Genomic DNA, 14,392 nt, shown 5'->3' on the forward strand with positions numbered 1-14,392 from the left:
AAATTCGGAGGCGGCCGGGCCGGTCCTCCCCGTAACGTCCACCGCATGACTGTGATCGTTCGCGACTTCGTGCCCACCGACGCCGAGGCGTGGGTACGGGTGCGGCGCGCCGCACTTCCGTACATGGTGACGACTCCTGAGCAGGTTGCCTTCGAACAGGCCAACGCCCATCCCGACAAGCGGTACAGGCTGCTGGTCGCCGAGGAGGACGGGGAGATCATCGGCACCGCTCAGGTCGGCTTCGCCCATGACAGCCCGGAGCCCGGCCAGGGCTTCTGCAATCCGTACACGCACCCCCACCGGGTGGGTCGCGGGGCGGGCTCGCTCCTGGTGCGCACCGCCGAGGAGTATCTGGCCGGGGCGGGGGCTGTCGCCGTCTACACCTGGGTGCTCGACGAGCCGGCGAACCGGGTCTTCGCCGAGAAGCGCGGGTACACGCCGAGCCGTCCGGCGCACTTCCTCCACCTCGACCTCGCACACGGCATGCTGCCGCCCCGTCAGGATCCTCCGTCCGGTGTGGAGCTGCGGACCGCCGCGGAATTCGCGGACGACCCGCGGCCCCTGTTCGAGGCGGACGCGGAGACCACGGCGGACGAACCGAGCGACACCCCGGCCGAACTCTCGGACTACGAGGACTGGCTGCGGAACACCTGGAACAACCCCGGTCTGGACCGGGAGCTCACCTCGGTCGCTGTGGTGGACGGCGAGGTGGCGGCCTTCAGCGCGGCGAACACCGACGGTCTGACCCGCTACTGGTCGGGGATGACCGGCACCCGCAGGGCGTATCGCAACCGGGGTCTGGCGAAGCTCGCCAAGACCGACTCGCTGCACCGCGCACGCGCGGCCGGCTACACGGACGCGTACACCGGCAATGACGCGGACAACGGGCCGATGCTGGCCATCAACGCATGGTTCGGCTACCGGATCTGCGCCACGGAGGTGCGGCATGTCCACAACATCGGTTGAGGTCGTCCTGGTCAAGGCGGGGCGGACGAAGATCCGTTACCCGGCGGAGCTCGTGGGCGACGACGGCACCCGGGTGACGGTGACCGCACCGTGGGCCGCGCCGGGCGTGCGCGACTTCGGCTTCGTACGGTTCGAGCCGGGCGATGTCTTCACCGAGCACTACTGGCGCGACCGGTGGTTCGCGGTGAAGGAGGTCCGCACCGGCGAGGGGACGTTGAAGGGCTGGTACTGCGACATCACCCGGCCCGCGGTGCTGGGCGACGGGGAGCTGCTGGTCGAGGACCTGGATCTCGATCTGTGGGTGTCCGCGGACGGCTCCTCCGTACTGCGGCTGGACGAGGACGAGTTCGAGGAGAGCGGGCTGGCCGCACACGATCCCGACGCGGCGGATGCCGCCCGCCGGGCGCTGGACGAGCTGGAGGGCCTCGCCCTCGCGGGCGGGCTCACGGGTCTGCTGGCACCGTCGCGGCCGTCCGGCGACGGGCGCTAACGCACCACGAGCTCCACCTCGTACCCCGCCGCGTCCTCCAGATAGGCGGCGCAGTGCCCGTCGCCGCCCGCGTACGGATGGCGGTCCGCGAACAGCAGCCGCCAGCCGTGCTCCGGGGCCCGCGCCACCAGCGCGTCCAGCGTGGCCCGGTCCCGGACGTGGAACGCCAGGTGGTTGAGGCCGGGGAGGAGCCGGTCGTGCGGTCCCGGGGCCAGGGCGGGTGACTGCTCGATCACCAGATAGGTGTCACCGCGCCGCCAGCTGCGGCCGTGCTCCCAACTCTGGTACGGGACATGGCCCAGCTCACCGAGGAGCCAGCCCCACCCCGCCTCGGCCACCGCCAGGTCGGGCACCCACAGCTCGATGTGGTGCACCCCGCCGGTGCCGGACCCGCCGGCCTGCAGCGGGACCGCGCGGCGGACGCCGTGCGGCTGGTACGCCACGGTGTCGCCGTCCTCGTGCCAGTGGATCAGGAAGTGCTCCCCCGCCCGGTAGCCGTCCAGCCCCGCACGGCAGTACGCGACCATGTCGTCGGGCAGGGCGTCCAGCGGGAACCAGGCGAGCTCCGAGCACTTCTCCGGTTCACGGTTGTACGGCGGACGGGCGGGGTCGTACTCCGCCTCGAAGAACCAGCCGGTCCGGGGACTGCCGCCGGGACCGCGGTGCTGCATGACCAGGGCGACCCGCAGCTCGTCCGGGTCCAGTGCGAGACCGATCTCCTCCGCGGCCTCGCGGATCATCGCCTCGCGGACGTCCTCGCCGTCCTCCACATGTCCGGACGGACCGTTGAACAGCCCGTCCGCGTATCCCGTGCCGGCGCGGCGGGCGAGCAGGACGTCGGGGCCGCGGCGCAGGATCAGATGCACATCGACGATCTCGGTGTGCCGGTGCGGCGGCTCGGCGCGCACCACCAGCGCGTACCGGTCGTCGTCGACCTGTTTGCCCCACAGGTTCGGGTCGCCGGAGAGCCGCTCGTGGTGGATGCGCTCGGTGAACGGGGTGAGCAGCGCCGTCAATCGCTCGGCGGAGAGGCCCACCCCACCCCACACCCCCTCGATCAGCAGCAGCCGTCCGCCGGGCCGCAGCAGACCGAACCAGTGGCGCAGAGCGGCCTCGGGATCGGGCAGCAGCCACACCACATGGCGGGCCATGATCACGTCGAACTGCTGTTTCCCGACCGGTGGCCGGGCGGCGTCCCCGACGAGCACCTCGGTGCCCGTCCCGGCGAGCTTGGCCCGCGCCTGCTCGACCATGCGCGGCGACCGGTCGACCGCGGTGACCCGGTGGCCCTGCCCGGCGACGACCAGCGCCAGGCTTCCGGTGCCGCACCCCAGGTCGAGCACCTCGGAGCGGCCCCCGGGCAGCCAGTTCTCCAGGCGCTGCGCCCATGCGTCCCGGACCACCGGATCGAGCAGCCCGTGGTCGGGCTCCTCGTCGAAGGAGTCGGCGGCGGAGTCCCAGTCGATCATCGTCATGCGTCGATCGTCTCAGCCACCACTGACACAGTCGATCAGCCGGCCGTCCGGTCAGCGGGTCAGCCGCTTGCGGTAGTGGAACCTGTCGTAGACGCCGTCCACGCGCCGCTCCACCAGTTCGTACCCGTAGCGCGGGTAGATCTTCTGGTTCTCCCACATCAGCGCGTTGGTGTAGAGGCGGATCTCGGGAAGGCCGAGGCCGCGGGCGTGCGCGTCCACGAAGGCGAGCAGCCGCCGGCCGACTCCCCGGCCGGCCGCGTCCGGGTGGACGGCGACGGACTCCAGGAAGAGGTGGTCCTCATGCGGGACGAGGACCAGGAGGCCGATGACGTCCGGGGCCCCCGTCACGTACACCTGGCCCGCCGCCACATCTGCCGCATGGTCCGCACGCATGGGTGCGGGGACGACGCCGATGCGCGCGATGTAGTGCTGGTACGCGGCATCGGTGACGGCCCGTACGGCGGGCACGTCGGCCGGGGCGGCGAGGCGGATCTCGTCGGACATGTCGGTGGTCATGGAAGCACGGTACGAGGACCCCGCCCATGCCATACGGGTGGGTCCCTCGTGCACGTACGGAGAGGGCCGCATCCCGATCGGCCCGGGGATCGGCTCATCGCCGAGGTCCGGGTCACTCGTCGGCCAGAGCGGCGGGACGTACGGCCTCGGACCCGAAGCGCCGTCTGGCCCGGTCCGCGGCGGCTTCGGCGGCACGGGCGCGGTCATCGCCGGGGTCCAGGGAGAGTTGGCGGTGAGCCCCGTCGGCCGGCCGCAGGCCGTCGGCGCGGAGCACGAAGGCACGAACTCGTGCGCGCTGCAGCCCGAGAGCGGTCAGCAGGCCCAGAGCAGCCGTGACGAGGGCGGGCGAGTGGTCGGTGGGTTCCGCCAGCGTGCACGTACGCGTGGTGGAGCTGCGGTCGGCGTACCGCACCGTGAGCGTGAGGCGGCCGGTGGCCTGGCTTTCACCGCGCAGGCGTTGGCCGATCCGGTCGGCGAGTCCCAGGACGGCACGGTGATGCCGCACCGGGTCGAGACAGTCCTGGTCGAGCACGAGATCGGCCATCAGATGTGCCGCCGGTTCCAGCGGGACGACCGGGCGGGGATCATGGCCGCGGGCCCGCTCGGTCAGCAACCGGGCCTGGCCGACGCCGAGAATGCGTTGCAGGGTCGCCGGGGATACGTCGGCGACCTGGCCGATGGTGTGCAGGCCGTATCGGCCGAGCGTGGCCGCGGTGGCGCGGCCGATTCCGGGCAGCGCGGTGACCGGTCGGGGGCGCAGCCAGGCGGCGGCCTGTTCGGCGGGAACCCAGGTGGTGTGTCCCGGCGCGGACGCGTCGGCCGCCATGGTGGCCAGCATGCGGTTACCGGCGAGCCCCGCACTGCTCTCGATGCCGTACAAGGCCAACAGTCTGATTTTCGCCAGCTGAACCACGTCGTACGGGGTGAGGTCGAAGTACCTGAGCGCGGACGTCAGGTCGAGCTGGACGGCATCGGGCGACACCGCCTGCACATGGGGGGTGATGCCGGTCAGCAGGTCGATCGCGTCCGCGTACCGTCCTTCGTACGGCAGGACGTGCAGGTGCAGGTGGGCGATGTGCCGTCGGCGTGCGGTCATCCTGCGCTCCCTGGGCTGGTGTAGCCGAGCTTTCTCAGATCGGCTGAACCACTGCCGGCGGGCTGCAGGTCGGCATAGGGATGCAGTCGGGCGCCTGTCGTGCCGTTGACCAGGGTGCGCCGCGGCTGCGCGGGGGTCGGTTGCGGATGGCTGACTCCGAGCAGGGAGAGAGCCGCTTCGGGGCCGTGATCGCGACGGGCCACGGCGATCCGGTCCAGGTCCCAGGCCATGGTGCCGACGACGGTGCGGCGGGTGCCGCGCACCTGGACCGTGCCGCGGACCAGCAGCAGCCCGCTGTGGAAGACGGTGTACGCGCAGGCGGGGTGGGAGTCCTCGAAGAAGGCCAGGTCGACCAGGCCGGAGCCGTCCTCCAGGGTGACGAAGATGACGCGCTTGCCGCTGGGTCCTGTTGACTGCACCTACTCGTGAGGGCCAGGAGGCCCCGGGGCTGAGAGGTGTGGTGTGCAGAGCGTGCGGATGGAGCTTCGCGAGGGGCGTGTCGACCTGCAACGAGTGGGCAGCGTCGTGGCTACTGACCAGGCTTTTCCTCCATGGACGGTGCTGGACTCAAGTGACATGCCAATCGGGGTGGTTGTCGACTATTTGAGGAGCCTGGCCCTGGGTTCATCAAGCCCGTCAACCTGTCGCAGCTATGCCTATGACCTGTTGAGGTGGTTTCGGGTCCTCTGGCAACTCGGGATCGCCTGGGACCGGGCGACGGTCAGCGAGGTGGAGTGCATGGTGGGGTGGATGAGGACCGCGGCCAACCCACAGCGTGAAAGGCGCAGCCCGGATTCGCCTCCGCCTGGATCCGTGAACCTGCGAACCGGAAAGCAGATGCTCGGACGGGGGTACGCAGCTCGGACCATCAACCACGCGCTGACCGTGATCTCCGGTTTCTACGAATTCCATGCCGGGAGCGGCGCCGGTCCTGTGGTGAATCCGGTGCCGGCGTCCAAGGACCGCCGTGCAGAACTGTCTCATCGGAGCCCGATGGAAGCGCCAATCCATGTCCGGCGGGCACGACTCCGGCAACGCGTGCCCAAGCAGCTCCCCCGCTCACTTCCGGACCTCATGTGGGACGAGTTGTTCGAGGCGATGAAGAACGACCGGGACAAGGCACTCCTCTCCTGCTACGTCTCAAGCGGTGCGCGTGCCGAAGAACTACTGGGTATCGAGATCGGGGACGTCGACTGGGCCGGTCAGCAGATCTACGTCGTCTCCAAAGGGACGAGGACCCGGGAGCCGGTCCCCGCGTCGCCCGACGCCTTTCGGTACCTGGCCGCATACCTTTCCCAGGCCGGAGTGCCCAAAGCGGGCGAGAAGCTCTGGAGGGCTTTGCGTGGCGATCCGAGGCCGCTCACATATTCGGCCATGCGACGGGTCCTGCAACGAGCGAACGCAAAACTTCAGACCAACTGGACTCTGCATGATCTCCGACATACCGCCGCGGCTCGGATGGCGAACGACCCGAAGATGACTCTCCCCGAGGTACAACGGGTGATGCGCCACGCAAAGCTCGACACAACCGGCATCTACCTGACGGTCCGCCTGGAGGAGATGACCGAGAAGCTTCAGGACTTCTATACGCGTCCACGCCAGGTACCGAAGTTCGCGCCCGGCTACGACCCGGAGGACGTCCGGGCGGTATTCGGTGGCTGACAGCACTCTGCGACATCGCCGGATCGACCATGTTCCGGCGCAGTCCGGAAAGCGTCTCAAGCACGACGTCAGCAAGCTCGTGGCCGCACCATCCATCGCTCGTTCCGCGCCGCGCCCTTACGGCGACCTGAGCGAGGCCGATGTGGAGGACATCGCCGACTGTGCGGCTGTCGCCTGGGAGACCGTCACCCACAGCAGCGGAAGGAAAACACGCAGGATCGCAACTCGACGGGTCCTTACGTATCTGGCTCAGTTTCCGGGGAAGACTTGGCAGGATCGCTGGGTTGCCAGCGGTCTCGACGAACCGGGCAACCCGTTGCGAGAGCGGTTCGACTACGGCCCCCACAAGACTCAGGCAGCACTCGGCTTGCGTTGTCTGATCTGTCTCCGGGTCATCCAGCCGTCACTCCGCGCCGTACGCTCGAACGACTTCGTCGGGCTTGCGGAACAGTTCAGACATGTTCAGCGGGATAAGCGTCTGGACGAGTTCTTCACGGCGGAGTCGGCCAGCGCGCACAGCCTCGGCCAGCAGCGGACCTCGTTGTTCGACGTGACCCTCGCTCTGATCACTCAGGACATCGCCTTGGAAGATCTGACTCCCGAGGGGCTACTGTACTATTCGCTTGAGTGCCACAGGTACGGACTGACCCGGGGCGCGTCGCCTGGAAGCAGCCGTTTCGCCGGCCACTCTGCCTGGGAGACACTGCACGGCATGGGGTCCTTCCCCGCGGGGACGCCCCAACAACTCCGCGCTGTGCTGGTCTCCGGACAGAAGTCCGTGACCGAGCTGGTGGACAGCTACCCCATCCGGTGCGGTGGGGTACGGCAGCTGTTCATCGACTATCTCGAGCGACGTCGAACCGAGCTCGACTACAGCGCGCTGACCGGCTTGGCGCAGCTTCTGGTCTCGGTGTTCTGGCAGAAAATCGAGGAGATCGCGCCCGCGCAAGCGGACCTCAGTCTGCCACCCGACGTCTACCAGAAATGGAGGGAAGAGGTCAGCTTCGTCGGAAAGGAGCGGGATCAACCGCGCCGGACCCTGGACTCCCTCCTCCTCCAGGTCCGGGGGTTCTACCTTGATCTGCAAAGCTGGGCTCTTGAAGAGCCGGAACGGTGGGGCGTCTGGGCAGTACCGTGCCCTGTCCCCCGGCACGAGGTGCGCTCCGCGCGAAGCGGCCGCCGCAGGGCGAAGGAGCGGACCGACAACCGAATTCGCGAACGGCAGCCGCTTCTGCCCACCCTGGTTGAGCATGTGGAGGAGAAGCACAGGAAGTCGCGCGCCCTGCTTCAGGCCGCGGCGGGTATCCCGCTCGGCGAGGAGTTCACTCATGCCGGCCGCTCCTACCGCCGGACGAACAGCCGAGCTGACCAGGCGAAGGCTCGCCACTCCAAAGCGCCGGTGCGTGTGGAGGATCTCGCCACCGGCGAAGCAATCCACGTTGAAGGAGCAGAGGAGGACGCCTTCTGGGATTGGGCCTACGTGGAGACACTGAGGCTGAGCGGGGTCCGGATCGAGGAGCTTGTCGAGCTGACGCAGCTCAGCATCCGGCAGTACCAAAGGCCGAACGGGGAGGTGGTCGCCCTCCTGGTCATCGCGCCGTCGAAAACAGACCGAGAGCGCGTCATCCCCATGTCGGCAGAGCTCTTCCACGTGATCGCATCTGTGATTCGTCGCCATATCACCGGAGAGCAGAGGTCTGTTCCCCTTCTTCAACGCTATGATGCACACGAGAGACAGTGGTCTGCATCCATGCCTTTCCTGTTCCAACGTGGCTCACGAGGCGGCCGAGGCGTGATCAGCCCTAACACCATCGCCAATCGGATCAGGACGCTCTGCCACGAACTCGCCGAGTCGAACCCGGCCTTCGTCGGCCTGACGTTCGCCCCCCATGATTTCCGCAGGTTGTTCGCTACCGAGATTGTCAACAACGGACTCCCCATCCATATCGGTGCGGCACTGCTGGGCCACTTGAACATCGAAACCACCGGCGGCTATGTAGCCGTCTTCAACGAGGATGTCGTTCGTCACTATCAGGAATACCTGGCTCGCCGTCGGGCTGTGCGCCCTGTCGAAGAGTACCGATCGGCGACGTCCGATGAGTGGGACGAGTTCCAAGAGCACTTCGACCGCCGCAAGGTTGAACTGGGAAATTGCGCCCGCCCCTACGGCACCCCTTGCCAGCATGAGCACGCTTGTCTGCGTTGCCCAATGCTTCAGGTGAATCCCAAGATGCTGTCACGTCTCAACGAATTGGAAGAGGATCTGGAAGCCCGCAGGAAGCAAGCAGAGACCGAGGGCTGGCTGGGTGAGATCGAAGGCATCGACCTCACCCTGCAGTTCCTGCGCGAGAAACGGAAGCAGGCCCAGAGGTCTGAGCAACCGGGCCGCTCAGTCGACCTCGGGATCCCTTCCTTCGTACCTCGTCCCTGATCAGGGAGCGAGGCGGTCGGGCAGCGCCGCGAGGCTGAAGTTGGCCCAGATGAAGCTGTCCATCTGGTGCTGGTCGGCGCTGGGGTTCACCACGCTGTCGACCTTGCCGTCGGCTCCGAAGTGCCACACCAGCGCCCAGATGGTGTCGACCTTGCCCACTCCCTCGGTCGACCAGCCACGGTGCACATCGACGACGTACTCCTCATTGGCCTCCAGGAAGAGCGGTCCGCCCTGAATCCGGTTTTGCCGAGTTGCTCGAAGAACGAGCGCACCTCCACGATGCCGTGCTTGGTGCCAACAAGCGGGTGATGCCCCGGAATCGTCCACTCGATGTCTCCGGACAGCACCTGTGCGACGCCGTCCACGTCGTTGGCCGCGTACGCGGTGAAGAAGCGCTCGATGGCCCCGATTTTTGGATCTTTGGTACTCACAGTTCCTCCACGGTGCAATAAGGGAATTGGTGTGGGTGAAGCGGTGCGGGCAGCCGGGTGAGCCGTGCAGGCTCGCGAGAGGCCTGGCGCCGCCTCGCTCTCCCGGGCCGTACGGCTGTCAACTCGTCTGCGCCGTCGGACGGCGCAGGAACAGCACGGCGAGGAGCACGCCGACGAGGCAGGTGGCCCCCGCCGTGAGCGTCGCCACGTGCAGCCCGCTCAGCGTGGCGAGGGTGGGACTCGTTGTGGCCGAGAGCGCCTCGGCGCGTGCGGTGACGATGGCCGCCATGCCTGCGGTTCCGATGGCGCCGAGGAATTGCGGCAGCTGGGACAGACCGCCCGCGATGCCTTGTTCGTCGTCCCGCAGCCCTGACGTCATCGTGGTGATGAACGAGACCACGGTCAGCACGTGTCCGAAGCCCATGGCACCGGATGTCAGCAGCAGGAGTGCCAGACCGCCGTCTTGGGGCAGCAGGAACATCGCGCCGGTGCCGACTCCCTGCACGGCCAGGCCGGTGGCCATGGACCCCACCTTGCCGAGCGCGCCCATCAGCCGGGCGGCGAGCATGCCGCCGATGAGCGCGGTGATGCCCTCCGCGAGGAAGCCCGCGCCGGTGGCCAGCGCCGAGTAGCCCAGCACGTCCTGCATGTACAGGCTCAGCAGGACCGTCGTACCACCGCACATGCCGAACGTGATGAGCCCGATCAACCCGCTCCACTTCACCGTCGGCTTGTTCAACAGGCCCAGTGGGATCAGCGGAGCCGCATGCCGCAGCTCCACCTGGAGGAATGCGCCGAGAGCCACCACGGCCAGGGCGAGGGAGCCCAAAGTGGACACACTGCCCCAGTCGGCCTCCGGTCCTGTCGAGATCCCGTAGACCAAGGCGAAAAGGCCCATGCTCGCCAGGACAGCCCCCGGGATGTCGAGCCGGGCTGCCGCGCGCGTGTCTGCTGTCCGGGGCAACAGGATGGTCGCGCCGAGCAGCACCAGCGCACCGATGATGACCAGGATCAGCATCGTCCAGCGCCAGCTCAGACCGCTGGTGATCACACCACCGCCCAGGGTGCCCAGGACGAACCCCAGCGACAGCACCGCGCCGTTGATGCCGAGCGCCTTCGTCCGCTGAGGCCCTTCGGGAAACGCCGTCGTCATCAGAGCGATGGCGGTCGGGGCAATCATGGCTGCCGACGCGCCCTGGCCGACGCGGGCTGCGATCAGCATCGCCGGGCCCGCCGCCAACCCCGCGATCAGAGAGAACCCGCTGAACAGAGCGACACCCATGGTGAACAAGCGGCGTCGGCCAACGAGGTCGCAGACCCGACTGAACAGCGGCAGGAGACCCGCCGTCGGCAGCAGACAGGCTGTCGCCACCCACTGCAGCGAACCGGTGCTCGCGAAGCCCAGACTGCGTCCGATCTCCGGCAGGGCAACGGTCACGACCGAGAAGTCCAGACCCGTCATAAACGTGGCGCCGCACAGCGTGGCCACGATCAGCCAGCCCTTGGCACCAAGTCTGTCGGCCGCGTCCTCTCCAGAGTGCACGGATGATGTACGAGTCGCCGCCATGGGCCGCCTCTCGTAGGAGTCGAAGGGTAGACACAAGAGGTGCGGCGCCGATCACGTCGCCGCGCTCTAAGCCTGTTCCGCGCGGCGCGCGCTACCCACCCCTCCGCCAGAGGTACCCCTGAGATGCCTATACCTGACGGGTGCAGGCAAGACGCGGCACAAACCGGCATCCTGAAGGTCATGGAGCGGCGATCTGAACTCGGCGAATTCCTGCGCACCCGACGGGCCCGGCTACGACCCGAAGACGTCGGCCTGCCCGACTACGGCGGCCGACGTCGCGTCCCCGGCCTGCGCCGCGAGGAACTGGCGCACCTCGCAGGCGTCAGCGCCGGCTACTACACACGCCTGGAACAAGGCCAGAGCCCCAACGCCTCTGACGCCGTACTCAACGCGATCGCCCGAGTCCTCCAACTCGACGATGCCGAACGGACCCACCTGCACAGCCTGGCTCGCCACAAGCCGAAGGCCCGCCGACGCCCCCGCCCCGAGCAACTGCGCCCGAACATCAAGCTGATGATCGACTCGTTCGGCGACGTCCCCGCGCTGATCATCGGCCGATGCAACGACGTACTGGCCTGGAACCACACCGCGCACGCCCTGCTCGCCGGACACCTGCCCTATCAAGCGCCTGCGCAGCCCCGGCAACGACCCAACATCGCACGCCTGGTCTTCCTGGACCCGCACACCCGCGAGCTGTACGCCGACTGGCCGGGCAAGGCCCGCGACACGGTCGCCGACCTACGAATGACCGCCGCCCGCTACCCGGACGACCCGGAGCTGACCGAGCTCATCGGCGAACTCACCCTGAACAGCACCGAGTTTGCTTCGCAGTGGGCAGCTCACCCCGTCCGCAGGTGCATCACGCCCACCCGCGTCTTCCAGCACCCACTGGTGGGCTCCATGACACTGAACAACGAGCTCATGGAACTGTCCCAGGACCCGGGCCAGCGCATGGCGGTATTCACCGCCGAGTCGGACTCCCCCTCCGCGGCGGCGCTGCAGCTTTTAGCAGACCTCAGCGTTGCATCCCGGGAGCAGGCCCATACCGCGGCCCCGGACGCCAACAGCTCTTCTCTCTGATCTCCGGGGCACGGAGCCTCAGTTCAGCATTCGCGTCGGTTACTGTCCCCAGGCAGCTGTGGCGCTGTCACGATCGGACAAGGGTCGCCGGCCCCACCGAGCCAGGCCATCTGGCGGCAATACGATCGAGGACGGGTTCAAGTCGACGGGCGCTTTCCGTCTGACGATCGAAGGTGAGCTGCTGGCTGGAGTGCCGAACGGCCGTCAGATCCTCGGCTCTCAGGGAAAGGGCTGTTACCCGTGCCCGCTGAAGTCCCAAGGCGTCGTGCAGTGCTTGTGCGGTGCCCGCCAGTACTGGAGTGTGAGCCGTGGGTTCTGGAAGCACTCGCGTCCGGGTGGTCGTAGAACGATCCGCGTAATGAACTGTGAGTGTAAGCGCGCGGGCCACCTGGCCGTCCGTTCTCAAATGCCTACCGATATCAGCGGCAAGTCCAAGTAGTGCGCCGCGACGTACGGATCCATCGACCTCGTGCCTATCGAATCGCAATTCAGCACTGGTCGACCTAGGCGGAGCGTGCGGTACCACACGTGTCCGGTCGATGCCACGGGCCCGCTCGTGCACAAGACGCCCCGTCTTCGCACCCAGGATCCTCTGCAGGGTGGCCTCAGAAGTTCCTGCCACCTTGCCGATACAGTCCAACCCGTACTCGCAGAGCACGCGAGCCGTCTTCGGCCCCACTCCATACAGGGCCGCTACTGGCTTTGGACTCAGCCCGGATCCACCGGCTGATGCCTGTGGATAGTTCTTGCGGAAACGAAGAAGTGCCTTGTGACCTGCGATGATGGGGTTTCTCTAGGACCACATCAGGCACGATCAGCAAGGCACTTCCGAGATGCAATCTTCCCATGCCGCGGCGGCGGTCTCATCCGCGTTCGATGATCCGAACCTGATCGCGTACGGCGGGCTGGAGCCGGTGGTGCGGCTGGCCGAGCGGTGCGGTCTGCCCGCGCTGGTCGGGGAGTACATTCGTCTGCCGGCCTCGAAGGACGGCACCGGCGCCTTCCCTGCGGCGAAGCTGATGTCGCTGGTGGGCGGCATGGCCGCGGGCGCCGACAGCATCGACGACATGGACCGGCTGCGGCACGGCGCGATGGGCCGCCTGTTCTCCGGGGTCCGAGCCCCGTCCACGTTGGGGTCGTTCCTGCGCTCCTTCACGCACGGGCATGTGAAGCAACTGCACGCCGTTGCCCGCCGGTTCCTGCCCGCACTGGCCCGTCACACCCCGCTGCTGCCCGGCGCGGACCAGGCCGCCTACGTGGACATCGACGACACCATCCGCCGCACCTACGGCTACGCCAAACAGGGCGCCGGCTACGGATACAGCAAGGTCAAGGGCCTGAACGCGCTGCTCGGCATCGTCTCCACCCCACTGTCCGCCCCAGTGATCGCCGCCACCAGGCTGCGCAAAGGGCCCTCGAACTCCGCACGCGGGGCGGCCGCGTTCGTGGCCGAGACCATCCGCACCGCCCGCGCCTGCGGCGCCAGTGGCCTGCTGGTGATGCGGGCGGACTCCGCGTTCTACGGCGCCGACGTCGTCAACTCCTGCCGGGCACTGGGGGCCCGCTTCTCCATCACCGTGCGGATGAACGCCTCCGTCAAAGCCGCCATCGCCCGCATCGACGAGGACGCCTGGACGCCGATCAAATACCCCAAGGCGGTCTGGGACGAGGAAGGCCAGTGCTGGATCTCCGACGCCGAGATCGCCGAGACCGGCTACACCGCCTTTACTTCCAAGCCGAAGAAACAGCAGGTCTCCGCCCGTCTGATCGTGCGCCGCGTCAAGCGCCTGAGCGCCGACGGCGTCCCTGCCGGGCAGGGCACGCTCTTCGACACCTGGCGCTACCACGCCGCATTCACCGACTCCCCACTCGCCTTGAGGGATGCCGAGCGTGATCACCGTCGGCACGCTGTCGTCGAGCAGGTGATCGCGGATGTCAAGAACAGCGCCTTCGCCCACGCGCCGTCCGGTCATTTCCAGGCCAATGCCGCGTGGCTCGCCCTGGCGGCCCTGGCACACAACCTGACCCGCGCCGCAGGCGCCCTGGCCTCCGCGTTCCATGCCAGAGCGACCACCGCCACCATCCGTGACCACCTGATCAGCGTGCCCGCCCGCCTGGCCCGCTCCGCCCGCCGCCTCACCCTCCACCTGCCCGAACGCTGGCCCTGGAGCGAGGACTTCAACCAGCTCTTCAGCACAGTGCACGCACCACCGGCCCTCTGACATTCCCTTCCCGACCTGCCCGAAAGGGCCCGAGACCTGCGGACAAGTGGAAGAGCTGGACAGACCAGCGGCCACCCCACGCCCGAATCCGCAACTCAGCCCCGACACGGCCCGCGCAACCCCGAAACGATCAACCCGGAATCAAGCCGGTGGATCCGGGCTCAGGAAGCCGGAGATTCCCTGTGGGGTATCCGTGATACAGCGAACGGCACCTGGCGGTCCGTGATGCCCGGCCATCCTGGCAAGCATGGGATTGGGGGCCACACCGACAGCACAGTCAAGGCCGTACAACGCCAACACTCGCACACGCACAAGTCGCGCAATCTCAACGGCGTCGCAATCGAAATAGCGAACGCTCCCACGAGCAATACTCAAGACCTGTGGATCGGCCTCGGGTTGGCACGTGAAGGGCGTACCTTCCCGAATGATCCTGTGATGGTCATCGAGTAGGCCGAC

At 67.7% G+C, this 14,392-nt stretch carries 12 protein-coding genes and 2 pseudogenes; 6 read left to right on the forward strand and 8 right to left on the reverse strand.

Annotation, left to right across the window (positions count from 1 at the left end):
- Window positions 1-45: 45 nt before the first annotated feature.
- Window positions 46-966 (forward strand): GNAT family N-acetyltransferase, encoded by a 921-nt coding sequence (locus ACGFSA_RS07260; RefSeq protein ID WP_393300865.1) that lies wholly within the window; start codon window positions 46-48, stop codon window positions 964-966.
- Entirely contained in the window at window positions 947-1,456 is a 510-nt protein-coding gene (locus ACGFSA_RS07265) for a DUF402 domain-containing protein (protein WP_393300868.1), read from the forward strand. Before ACGFSA_RS07260 ends, ACGFSA_RS07265 begins: the two co-directional genes overlap by 20 nt.
- Here ACGFSA_RS07265 and ACGFSA_RS07270 read toward each other — a convergent pair.
- The 4 genes and pseudogenes from ACGFSA_RS07270 to ACGFSA_RS07285 form a co-directional block, all read right to left on the reverse strand.
- Complete coding sequence (locus tag ACGFSA_RS07270) at window positions 1,453-2,931, reverse strand: trifunctional class I SAM-dependent methyltransferase/NUDIX hydrolase/VOC family protein (protein ID WP_393300871.1); 1,479 nt, start codon at window positions 2,929-2,931, stop codon at window positions 1,453-1,455. The genes ACGFSA_RS07265 and ACGFSA_RS07270 overlap by 4 nt on opposite strands.
- A 51-nt stretch (window positions 2,932-2,982) precedes the next feature.
- Window positions 2,983-3,447 carry a GNAT family N-acetyltransferase gene (locus ACGFSA_RS07275; protein ID WP_393300874.1) on the reverse strand — a complete coding sequence of 155 codons (465 nt, stop codon included), beginning with the start codon at window positions 3,445-3,447 and terminating at the stop codon, window positions 2,983-2,985.
- A gap of 112 nt (window positions 3,448-3,559) precedes the next feature.
- A complete protein-coding gene (locus tag ACGFSA_RS07280; RefSeq protein WP_393300877.1) occupies window positions 3,560-4,543 on the reverse strand; it encodes an ImpB/MucB/SamB family protein in 984 nt (327 codons plus the stop codon).
- Window positions 4,540-4,944 (reverse strand): annotated as a pseudogene (locus tag ACGFSA_RS07285) (DNA polymerase III subunit alpha); the annotation flags it as partial. The gene ACGFSA_RS07280 and the pseudogene ACGFSA_RS07285, both read right to left, overlap by 4 nt.
- Before the next feature lie 412 nt (window positions 4,945-5,356).
- On the opposite strand from ACGFSA_RS07285, the gene ACGFSA_RS07290 reads away from it, so the two are divergent.
- Both ACGFSA_RS07290 and ACGFSA_RS07295 read left to right on the forward strand, forming a co-directional pair.
- Window positions 5,357-6,205: a tyrosine-type recombinase/integrase gene (locus ACGFSA_RS07290; protein WP_393300880.1), complete on the forward strand. Its 849-nt coding sequence runs from the start codon at window positions 5,357-5,359 to the stop codon at window positions 6,203-6,205.
- Entirely contained in the window at window positions 6,198-8,636 is a 2,439-nt protein-coding gene (locus ACGFSA_RS07295) for a tyrosine-type recombinase/integrase (RefSeq protein ID WP_393300883.1), read from the forward strand. The genes ACGFSA_RS07290 and ACGFSA_RS07295 overlap by 8 nt, the downstream gene beginning before the upstream one ends.
- Here the strand turns inward: ACGFSA_RS07295 and ACGFSA_RS07300 are convergent, their stop codons facing one another.
- The 3 genes and pseudogenes from ACGFSA_RS07300 to ACGFSA_RS07310 form a co-directional block, all read right to left on the reverse strand.
- Window positions 8,637-8,822: a hypothetical protein gene (locus ACGFSA_RS07300; protein WP_393300948.1), complete on the reverse strand. Its 186-nt coding sequence runs from the start codon at window positions 8,820-8,822 to the stop codon at window positions 8,637-8,639. It abuts the gene before it with no gap.
- A 62-nt stretch (window positions 8,823-8,884) separates the two neighbouring features.
- Window positions 8,885-9,067, reverse strand: a pseudogene (locus ACGFSA_RS07305) (nuclear transport factor 2 family protein); the annotation flags it as partial.
- Between the two features lie 118 nt (window positions 9,068-9,185).
- Window positions 9,186-10,610, reverse strand: a complete 1,425-nt coding sequence (locus ACGFSA_RS07310) for an MFS transporter (protein WP_393300886.1) — start codon at window positions 10,608-10,610, stop codon at window positions 9,186-9,188.
- A 204-nt stretch (window positions 10,611-10,814) separates the two neighbouring features.
- Between ACGFSA_RS07310 and ACGFSA_RS07315 the strand changes: the two genes are divergently transcribed.
- Entirely contained in the window at window positions 10,815-11,714 is a 900-nt protein-coding gene (locus ACGFSA_RS07315) for a helix-turn-helix transcriptional regulator (protein ID WP_393300889.1), read from the forward strand.
- Window positions 11,715-11,781: 67 nt separating this feature from the next.
- On the opposite strand, the gene ACGFSA_RS07320 is transcribed toward ACGFSA_RS07315, so the two are convergent.
- The gene (locus ACGFSA_RS07320) at window positions 11,782-12,393 is read right to left on the reverse strand and encodes a hypothetical protein (protein ID WP_393300892.1); all 612 of its coding nucleotides are present in this window, start codon (window positions 12,391-12,393) and stop codon (window positions 11,782-11,784) included.
- 154 nt (window positions 12,394-12,547) lie between these two features.
- On the opposite strand from ACGFSA_RS07320, the gene ACGFSA_RS07325 reads away from it, so the two are divergent.
- Complete coding sequence (locus ACGFSA_RS07325) at window positions 12,548-13,936, forward strand: IS1380 family transposase (RefSeq protein WP_393300895.1); 1,389 nt, start codon at window positions 12,548-12,550, stop codon at window positions 13,934-13,936.
- Window positions 13,937-14,392 lie beyond the last annotated feature (456 nt).

Origin of the sequence: Streptomyces sp. NPDC048496 (genome assembly GCF_043200055.1) — a bacterium.
Classification (GTDB): domain Bacteria; phylum Actinomycetota; class Actinomycetes; order Streptomycetales; family Streptomycetaceae; genus Streptomyces.